The sequence below is a fragment of the Nocardia cerradoensis NBRC 101014 genome, from assembly GCF_000308535.1.
GTDB lineage: Bacteria > Actinomycetota > Actinomycetes > Mycobacteriales > Mycobacteriaceae > Nocardia > Nocardia cerradoensis.
In genome coordinates this window covers 1-9,525 of sequence record NZ_BAFW01000014.1, presented here as the reverse complement: position 1 = coordinate 9,525, position 9,525 = coordinate 1, and the positions used below count along the sequence as shown (strand labels likewise).

8 protein-coding genes are annotated in these 9,525 nt (G+C 68.4%); 4 read left to right on the top strand and 4 right to left on the bottom strand.

The genetic code is table 11. The features are described 5' to 3' along the window. Both sepH and serC read right to left on the bottom strand, forming a co-directional pair. On the bottom strand, positions 1 to 768 hold a 768-nt coding region (gene sepH / locus ON23_RS03270; protein ID WP_157170144.1), incomplete at its 3' end, for a septation protein SepH. A gap of 308 nt (positions 769 to 1,076) precedes the next feature. Further along, positions 1,077 to 2,204, bottom strand: a complete 1,128-nt coding sequence (serC, locus tag ON23_RS03265) for a phosphoserine transaminase (protein WP_039776199.1) — start codon at positions 2,202 to 2,204, stop codon at positions 1,077 to 1,079. A 138-nt stretch (positions 2,205 to 2,342) separates the two neighbouring features. Between serC and ON23_RS03260 the strand changes: the two genes are divergently transcribed. After that, the gene (locus ON23_RS03260) at positions 2,343 to 3,158 is read left to right on the top strand and encodes a hypothetical protein (RefSeq protein ID WP_244970126.1); all 816 of its coding nucleotides are present in this window, start codon (positions 2,343 to 2,345) and stop codon (positions 3,156 to 3,158) included. A gap of 8 nt (positions 3,159 to 3,166) precedes the next feature. Here the strand turns inward: ON23_RS03260 and ON23_RS03255 are convergent, their stop codons facing one another. Continuing rightward, a complete protein-coding gene (locus ON23_RS03255; protein ID WP_223273485.1) occupies positions 3,167 to 4,057 on the bottom strand; it encodes a polysaccharide deacetylase family protein in 891 nt (296 codons plus the stop codon). Positions 4,058 to 4,137: 80 nt separating this feature from the next. After that, complete coding sequence (locus ON23_RS03250; RefSeq protein WP_039776197.1) at positions 4,138 to 5,280, bottom strand: citrate synthase 2; 1,143 nt, start codon at positions 5,278 to 5,280, stop codon at positions 4,138 to 4,140. A gap of 223 nt (positions 5,281 to 5,503) precedes the next feature. Between ON23_RS03250 and pdxH the strand changes: the two genes are divergently transcribed. The 3 genes from pdxH (at position 5,504) to ON23_RS03235 (ending at position 9,223) form a co-directional block, all read left to right on the top strand. Continuing rightward, entirely contained in the window at positions 5,504 to 6,277 is a 774-nt protein-coding gene (gene pdxH, locus ON23_RS03245; protein ID WP_083903666.1) for a pyridoxamine 5'-phosphate oxidase, read from the top strand. Between the two features lie 114 nt (positions 6,278 to 6,391). Then, on the top strand, positions 6,392 to 7,684 hold the full coding sequence (locus ON23_RS03240; protein WP_223273499.1) for an MFS transporter: 1,293 nt from the start codon (positions 6,392 to 6,394) through the stop codon (positions 7,682 to 7,684). Between the two features lie 183 nt (positions 7,685 to 7,867). After that, positions 7,868 to 9,223 carry a citrate synthase gene (locus ON23_RS03235; protein WP_081879230.1) on the top strand — a complete coding sequence of 452 codons (1,356 nt, stop codon included), beginning with the start codon at positions 7,868 to 7,870 and terminating at the stop codon, positions 9,221 to 9,223. Positions 9,224 to 9,525 lie beyond the last annotated feature (302 nt).

Here is a 9,525-nt window from a genome sequence, read left to right as displayed (position 1 = left end):
CTTGGCGCTGACCGGAACCGCGGTGCCACCCACGGCGGCCCGCTGCTCGAAGTACTCGTCGAAACCGGCCTCGCCGGTCTCGGCCACCGCCGTGGTCTGCACCGGCCCGGCCGACACCGGTTCCACCACCGGGGCGGGCTCGGGCGTCGGCTCCGGCAGGATGGTGGCCAGCCCGCGCAGCGCGCGGCCGAAATCCGGATCGATCAGGTCCGAGGCCGGATCGTCGAGCGGCACCACCGAGCCACCGTGCGCGTCCGGCTGGTAGCGCCAGTGCGCGGCGATCACCGAACGGCCCGCCTGCCACTGCAATTGGGCCACCCAGTAGTTCTTCTCGTCCTTCCAGGCGTCCCATTCGGCGATATCGATATTGTGGCCGCGCTCGGCGAAGGCGGCCGAGACGATCTCGATCAGCGTCTCCACCGCGGGACCGTCCTTGCGCACCGGATGCGCCTTCTGCGCCAGTTCGGCCGCGCGGGCCCGCTCGAGCAGCACGGGGTAGGCGAAACGCTCCACCCGGCTGGCCGGCATGCCGGACTCCTCGGTGACCTGCTCCACCGACGCACCGGCACGGATCCGAGCCTGAATATCGCGAGGACGCATGGTCGCCTCCGTTTCGATCTCGATCTGGCCGAATCGGGCAAGGTCTCCACGCGCGGCGGCACGCAGCTTCTCGTCGGCGGCGAGCCGGTACTTCTGACCGGTCTCGGCATCGACGCACACGATGTGCGCGGAATCGGGCGTCAATCCGATCACTCGAAGTTCACGCACCGTTACCTCCTTATCGCTGCGTCGATCACAGCTGCGCCGAGCACCAACTAGCTCGCGACACCGCCCACGTTCTGGAACAGTAGTGCACTTCTGAGATTCGTGTGGCAAGACACGCGGCCTGAAATCTACCGCCGCGGTGCGGGGGACGACTAATCTGCTCTGTTTCCACGCTGACCGGCCCGCGCCCCGGCAAACTTCCGGCACGATTTCGGTTGGCGCACACCACAACAGCGTAAACGCGAAAGCCGCGGATTTCGGTGACGAAATTCCGCGACTTTCGCGAGCTTTTTATCCGAGCGCTGTGGCGATCAGGCGCCGATCTGCTGCACCACCCAGTCGATGCAGCGGGTCAGCTGCGACACGTCCTCGGGGTCGATCGCCGGGAACATGCCGACGCGCAGCTGGTTGCGGCCCAGCTTGCGGTAGGGCTCGGTGTCGACGATGCCGTTGGCGCGCAACACCTTTGCGACCTGCGCCGCATCCACCGAGGGGTCGAAGTCGACGGTGCCGACCACCTGCGAACGGTGCGCCGGCTCCGCGACGAACGGGGTGGCGAATTCGCTGGACTCGGCCCAGGAATACAGCCGCGACGAGGAATCGAGGGTCCGCTTGACGGTCCAGTCCAGACCGCCGTTGTTGTTCATCCACTCGATCTGATCGGCGAACAACAGCAGCGTGGCCAGCGCCGGGGTGTTGTAGGTCTGATCCTTGGTGCTGTTGTCGATCGCGATCGGCAGCGAGAGGAATTCGGGGGTGTAGCGACCCGAATCCTTGATTTCGGAGACTCGCTCCAGCGCCTTCGGGCTCATCAGCGCGACCCACAGGCCACCGTCGGAGGCGAAGCATTTCTGCGGCGCGAAGTAGTACACGTCGGCATCGGCGATATTCACCGGCAGGCCGCCCGCGCCGGAGGTGGCGTCGATGGCGATCAGCGCGTTGTCCGAGCCGGCGGGCCGCTGCACCGGAACCGACACACCGGTGGAGGTCTCGTTGTGCGCCCACGCGATCACGTCGGCGACCGGGTCGGAGACCGGCTCGGGCGCGGTGCCCGGATCCGAGGAGACCACGATCGGATCGCCGATGAACGGGTTGCGCTTGGCCACCGCGGCGAACTTCGAGGAGAACTCACCGTAGGTCAGGTGCAACGACCGGTCCCGGATCAGACCGAAGGCCGCGGCGTCCCAGAACGCGGTGGTGCCGCCGTTGCCGAGCACGACCTCGTAGCCCTCGGGCAGCGAGAACAGGTCGCGCAGGCCCGAACGGACGCGCGCGACGACGTCCTTGACCGGCTTCTGACGGTGGCTGGTGCCCATCACGGACGCGCCGACCTCGACGAGGGAGCGCAGCTGTTCGGGACGGACCTTGGACGGGCCGCAGCCGAACCGTCCGTCGGCGGGCTTCAGATCGTCGGGAATGCTCGGAAAGGCAGCGGTCATGGGCTCAAGCCTAGAGCGTGATGTGGGTCTCGCGCGTGGGTGGGTCGAGGTTGCGGACACGGATGCGACGGGCTCGCCGAAACCGCGCAGATGTCCGTAACACCGTGTCGGCGCACGACCGCCCGTTACCGTTGGGCAATGAGCATGGCAGGGCGGGAGCGACCGGACTCCACGGGCATCTCCGCCGCATCCGCGGCATCCGGGCCCACTGCGGTTCCCCAGGACGAGGCGGACGGATCGACCCGGCCCGGCAGCGGTGGGCCCGGCCTGCGCGCGCGGCTGGCCAAGCGGCTCGAGGGAGTCGGAATCATGCTGCGTACGGGCCTGCTCTCCGACGGAGCGCGCCATGAACTACTGCTGCGTGGCCTGCCCGGGAAGGCCACGATTCTCGGGGTCCGGCCCTGCCGGACCTCCACCTTCGCGGTCCCCCCCGGCGACGGCACACGGAACCGGACGCGGGCCGCGGGCCGGATCGACGCCGGCTACCGCTTCTGGGTCCGGATCCAGCTCGACGGCGCACCGCCGTACGAGACCCGGGTGCGGCAACGAGTGAGCGACGCCGACCGGGAGTCCATGCAACCCGGTGATGTCGTCGGCTGCCGCGTCGATCCGGGTGATCGGGAGCGGCTGGTGCTGTACGTGCCCGGCGTCACGGAGGCGACGCGGGTCAGCATTTCGAAGATCCTGTCCGCGGGCCGCCGCGCCGACGCGACCGTGCTGGCCGCCACGCCGATCGCGGCCGACTATTCGGGGCGCGACGATCCGGTGCTGCGGCTGGACCTGGAACTGCGCGCCTGGGACGAACCGCAGCCGTGGCGAGTACGGATCGTGCAGCCGGTGCCGCTGCCGGCGATCGAACTGGTCGATCTGGGCCGGCATCTCGAGGTCGCGTTCTTCGCCGTGGACCGCGGGGAGTCGGTGGCCGTGGACTGGGAGGCCTCGGCCGAACTCTGAGCCGCGACTCAGGGCAGTTTGACGAATTCGAAACCGCGCGAACGCAATACCGGCAGAACCACCGACATTCCCTCGGCGGTGCCGGATTTCGGGCGGTGCATATGGGCGATCGAGATCGCGCCGGGCTGCGCCGCCGACATGGCGGTACGAACCTGCGCGGCCGAGAAGGTCGCACCGGCGTCACCGTTGATGCTGAAGCCGACCGGTGTCTCCCCCAGATCCCGCACGATGGCGACCGCCACATCGTCGTAATGCGCGGTGCCCGCGCGGAAGAACCGCGGCGGATGCCCGAGCAGCCGGGTGAGCCGCTCGTGATTGCCCCACACCTCGTCGATCGCCTGCTGCGGGGACACGGTGCCGGCGATGCCGTAGGCGGTGTGACCGGTGACCGAGAGCGGACAGTGCCGGGTGCCGTGGTTGGCGAGTTCGAACAACGGATTGGCGGCCAGCTGTTCGGCCCGCCCCGGGTCGGCGTCGATCCAGCGCTTGTTGAGGAACAGCGTCGCCGGAATGTCGTGGGCGACGAGGTAATTCATCAGTTCGGTGTTGATCTCGTCGTTGTCCGGTCCGCCGCAGGCGTCGAACGTCAACGCCATCTGCTTACCCTGCGCCGGGATCGAGGTGATGATGCCGGGCAGGTCCATCCCCCATCCGGTGGGCTGCCGTCCGGCATAGCGCGCGGCCACGGCCACCGGATCGGGCTGTGCGGGCAGCGCCGCCGTCACCGGACTCGCCGCCGGCGGAACCGAGGGGTGCACCGGCGCCGGCGGCGCCGTGGAGATGATCGTCTTGACCGACGAATTACCTTCGGCCGTAGCACATCCCGCTGCGGCGAAACCCGCGGCTACCGCCGCGCCCGCTGCCAGAAGCCGACGTCGCGACAGTTCTGCACCACCCACGCGAGCAGATGCTACGGCAGAGAAGCGACGAGCGCCTCCGCAGAAACTGCGAAGGCGCTCGAACGGTGGTGGGCCCGGAGCTACCGGACGACGGTGTCCCAGCCGGGCACGGATTCCGCGGTGCGCGGCGCCGGTCCGGTGTAGATCGCGGCCGGGCGCACCAGCTTGCCCAGCTGCTTCTGCTCGAGGATGTGCGCACACCAGCCCGCGGTGCGGCCACAGGTGAACATGGCCGGCATCATGTGCGCCGGCACCTCGGCGAAGTCCAGGATCACGGCGGCCCAGAACTCGACGTTGGTCTCGATGGCTCGGTCGGGGCGACGTTCGCGCAGTTCGGCCAGCGCGGCCTGCTCGAGCGCGGCGGCGACCTCGTAGCGGGGGGCGTCCAGTCGCTTCGCGGTGGCGCGCAGCACCCGGGCGCGCGGGTCCTCGGCCCGGTAGACCCGGTGGCCGAAGCCCATCAGCTTCTCCTTGCGATCGAGGATGCCCTTCACCAGACCGCGTGCGTCGCCGGTCTTTTCGACCTCTTCGATCATCGGCAGCACGCGCGCGGGAGCACCGCCGTGCAGCGGACCGGACATGGCGCCGATCGCGCCGGAGAGGCTGGCGGCCACATCGGCGCCGGTCGAGGCGATCACGCGCGCGGTGAACGTGGAGGCGTTCATACCGTGTTCGGCGGCCGACACCCAGTAGGCGTCGATGGCCTCGACGTGGCGCGGATCCGGGTCGCCCTTCCACCGCCGCATGAAGCGTTCGGTGATCGTGCTCGCCTCGTCGATGTCCTTCTGCGGTACGGCCGGCTGGTAGATGCCGCGGGCGGACTGCGCGACATAGGACAGCGCCATCACCGACGCGCGCGCGAGGTTCTCGCGGGCGGTCGCGTCGTCGATGTCCAGCAGCGGCTGGTAGCCCCAGATCGGGGCGAGCATCGCCAGACCGGCCTGCACGTCGACGCGCACGTCGCCGGTGTGCACCGGCAGCGGGAACGGCTCGGCGGGCGGCAGTCCCTGCCCGAAGCGGCCGTCGACCAGCAACGCCCAGACGTCACCGAAGGTGACGTGGTTACCGACCAGGTCCTCGATGTCGACACCGCGGTAGCGCAGCGCACCGCCGTCCTTGTCGGGCTCGGCGATATCGGTGGTGAACGCCACCACACCTTCCAGGCCACTGACGAAATCGGGGGGTACGGCCGGACCAGTAGGAGCCGCAGCGCTGGTAGTCATGTTGTGACTCTCCTTGCAATTCGGGCCGCACGATCTGTGGGCGGCCACGCGATGGTGCTGTCCCGGCTCGGCCGGGGCGGTGCTGTCCCGGCTCGGCCGGGGCGGTGCTGTCCCGGCTCGGCCGGGGCGGTGCTGTCCCGGCTCAGCCGGGTGCGGCCGTATGCCACTCCGGCCGATCACCTGCAACCTTATCCCCCCAGTACTGGGGAGTAACGTTTGGACCATGCGCGAGGAGCAGAATTCACCGGGCTCAGCGGGGGGCGAATCGGGTCTTCCGACCGCGAATTCATCGACTTTGCCGGACCGCTTCGGGGCCGTACCCCGCGTCGATGTCGACATCGCCGCGATGCGGGCCGAATACGGCGGTGATCCGGACCTGACCGAGAGCTGGCCGGCCGAGGGCTGGGAACCGTTGCTGCGCAACTGGATCGAACTCGCCACCAACGCCGGTATCACCGAACCCAACGCCATGGTGCTGGCGACCGTCGAGCTCACCGACGCCGGCCCGCGCCCCGCCTCGCGCACGGTCCTGTGCAAGGGAGTGTCCGCGGAGGGTGTGACTTTCTACACGAATTACGACTCCGCGAAGGGTGATCAACTCCACGCGGTGCCGTATGCGTCGGCCACCTTCGCCTGGCCCAAGGTGGGCCGGCAGGTGACGCTGCGAGGCCCGGTGGACCAGGTCTCCACAGAGGTGACCACGGCGTACTGGCGCTCACGCCCGCGCAATTCGCAACTGGGCGCGTGGGCCTCACATCAATCGCGCACGGTGGCCTCGCGGGAGGATCTGGATCGGGCGTTGGCCGACGTCACGGCCCGTTTCGACGGCGTGGAACAGATTCCGGTCCCGGCCAATTGGGGCGGCTACATCCTGCGTCCGGAACAGATCGAGTTCTGGCAGGGCCGGCGCAGCCGGCTGCACAATCGCATCCGGATGACGCTGCCGGACGGACCGACCGCGATCGGCTCCGCCCGCATCGAACGCCTGCAACCCTGACCCGGAATCCCCGCCGCGACGGGCGATATGCCCGAGTCGCGGATCGGCGGGTACCGGCTATATTCATGGGATGATTTCTCGAAGACGCCGCGCCATGGTGAAAGTCCGGCCGTGGTGAAGGTGCTCGCCGATGTCGCACCGCTGCGCGACATCGATTTCCGGCGGCTGTGGGTCACCAATATCGTCACCGTCATCGGAGCTCAGCTCTCGGTGGTCGCGGTTCCGCAGCAGATCTACCAAATCACCGGCAGCTCCGGATATGTCGGCCTGGCCGGGATCTTCGGCCTGGTGCCGCTGATCGTCTTCGGCCTGTGGGGCGGCGCGGTCGCCGATGTCATGGACCGGCGCACCCTGTTGCTGATCACCAGCACCGGCACCGGGCTCACCTCGGTGGCGTTCTGGCTGCAGGCCGCGGCCGGGGTGAACAACGTCTGGCTGGTGCTCGGACTCTTCGCGGTGCAGCAGGCGTTCTTCGCGATGAATCAGCCGACCCGCGCGGCCATCATTCCGCGCCTGCTGCCGGGCGATCTGCTCCCGGCCGCCAACTCGCTGAACATGACCGTCATGCAGTTCGGCGCCATCGCCGGGCCTGTACTCGCGGGCGCGCTGATTCCGGTGACCGGACTGTCGATGCTGTATCTGCTCGACTCCATCGCCCTGCTGGCCACACTGTGGGCCGTGTGGCGGCTGCCCGCCGTCCCGCCGACCGGGGTGGCCCGCAAGGCCGGATTGAGCACGGTCGTCGAGGGTTTCAGCTATCTGTCCACCCAGCCGATCCTGCTGGCCTCCTTCGCCGTCGACATCATCGCGATGGTGTTCGGCATGCCGCGGGCGCTGTTCCCGCAGATGGCGCACGACACCTTCGGCGATCCGGTGACCGGCGGTGTGGCATTGGGCCTGCTCTTCGCCGCGATGTCGGCGGGTGCGGTCGCCGGCGGCGTGTTCTCCGGATGGCTCGGCCACGTGCGGCGCCAGGGCATGGCCGTGGTCGTGTGCATCGCGCTGTGGGGTGTGGCGATGATCGGCTTCGGACTCGCTGTCGGCGCCACCGGCCATCAGCTGAGCGTCGGGGTCGGACTGTGGATCGCCCTGGCCTGCTTGGCCTTCGGCGGCGCGGTCGACATGTTCTCCGCGGCGCTGCGGACCAGCATGTTGCAGGAGGTGGCGACCGACGAGATGCGCGGACGGCTGCAAGGGGTGTTCACCGTGGTCGTCGCAGGTGGGCCCCGCATCGGTGATGTTGCCCACGGTTTCACCGCGGCGGCCATGGGTACTGCCGTGGCGGCGGCCGGTGGTGGGGTCCTGGTGGTGATCGGCGTGCTGATCGCCGCGGCCGTCTTCCCCGCCTTCGTCCGCTACCGCGTTCCCCGCGTCCACGCCGAGATTCCGGCCGATCAGCACTCGTGAGCACCCGCGCGGGCCACTAGCACGACCGGGCCCGCGAGCTCACATCGCACACATGTGACCGTGAGGTAGCAGATGACGACCCTCACGGATCGGCGCTACCGGTGAGCGGCTAGCGTTGAGGTAAGTGCGCCGGACGCCGACCGCGCCCGACGCCTACGGTTCTAGCCTGAGAGGGATCCTTCCGTGCCCGCTGAGAACATCAAAGTCGCGCAAACGCCTTCGGACGCCAACGGCGCAGGCGACGCCAAGCCGGTACTTTCCTACCCTGGCGGCGAATACGCCATGACTGTCGCCCAGGCCGTCGAGGGCAACGACGGAATCGATCTGGGCAAGCTGCTGGCCAGCACCGGATACGTCACCTACGACCCGGGCTTCACCAACACCGCGCCCACCAAGTCGGCGATCACCTACATCGACGGTGAGGCCGGCATCCTGCGCTACCGCGGCTACCCGATCGAGCAGCTCGCCGCGAGCTCGAACTTCATCGAGGTCAGCTACCTGCTCATCTACGGCGAGCTGCCGACCCAGGCACAGCTGGAAGACTTCACCGACCGGATCCGCCGCCACACGCTGCTGCACGAGGACCTCAAGCGCTTCTTCGACGGCTTCCCGCGCAACGCGCACCCGATGCCGGTGCTGTCCTCGGCGGTCAACGCGCTCTCGGCCTACTACCAGGACTCGCTGGACCCGCGCGATCCCGAACAGGTCGAGCTGTCCACCATCCGTCTGCTGGCCAAGCTGCCCACCATCGCGGCCTACTCCTACAAGAAGTCGGTCGGCCAGCCGTTCCTCTACCCGGACAACTCGCTGAGCCTGGTGGAGAACTTCCTGCGCATGACCTTCGGCTTCCCGGCCGAGCCCTACGAGGTCGACCCCGAGGTCGCCGCCGCGCTGGACATGCTGCTCATCCTGCACGCCGACCACGAGCAGAACTGCTCCACCTCGACCGTGCGCCTGGTCGGCTCCTCGGACGCCAACCTGTTCACCTCGGTATCCGGCGGCATCAACGCGCTGTGGGGCCCGCTGCACGGCGGCGCCAACCAGGCCGTGCTGGAGATGCTGGACGACATCAAGGCGAACATCAACGGCGGCACCGTCGATGCCGCGGTCAAGGACTTCATCCGCAAGGTCAAGAACAAGGAAGACGGCGTGAAGCTCATGGGCTTCGGGCACCGCGTCTACCGCAACTACGACCCGCGCGCGACGATCGTCAAGAAGACCGCCGACCAGATCCTCGGCAAGCTGGGCGTGCAGGACCCGCTGCTCGATATCGCCAAGGCGCTGGAAGAGGCCGCGCTGACCGACTCCTACTTCGTCGATCGCCGCCTGTACCCGAACGTCGACTTCTACACCGGCGTCATCTACCGGGCCATGGGCTTCCCGACCCGCATGTTCACCGTCCTGTTCGCGATGGGCCGGCTGCCCGGCTGGATCGCGCACTGGCGCGAAATGCACAGCGAGCCTTTGAAGATCGGCCGCCCGCGCCAGATCTACACCGGCTACGGTGCGCGCGACTACGGCGATATCGCCGGTCGCTGAATCACCTGACCCGAGGCCCGCCTTCCATACGGAAGGCGGGCCTCGTGCATGTCGAGGGTAGTTGTCGCACACGGCTTTTCACTCGCTCGCAGCGGTGGACGCTGCGCCGCAAGCGGATTCGCGCACGACTACAAGCGCACGTTAAGCGGCTCGCCGGCGCTGCCCGGCACCATCATTGTCGCGGCCCGGAACCGATACCGGGGCGCCGGACCAGGGCCTGCCTCGGAGGGGACGGCAGGCCCTGATCTGTATTTTTGGCTGTATTTTTGGCCTACGCTTCGCTTCGGCGGGGTTTCGGCCCC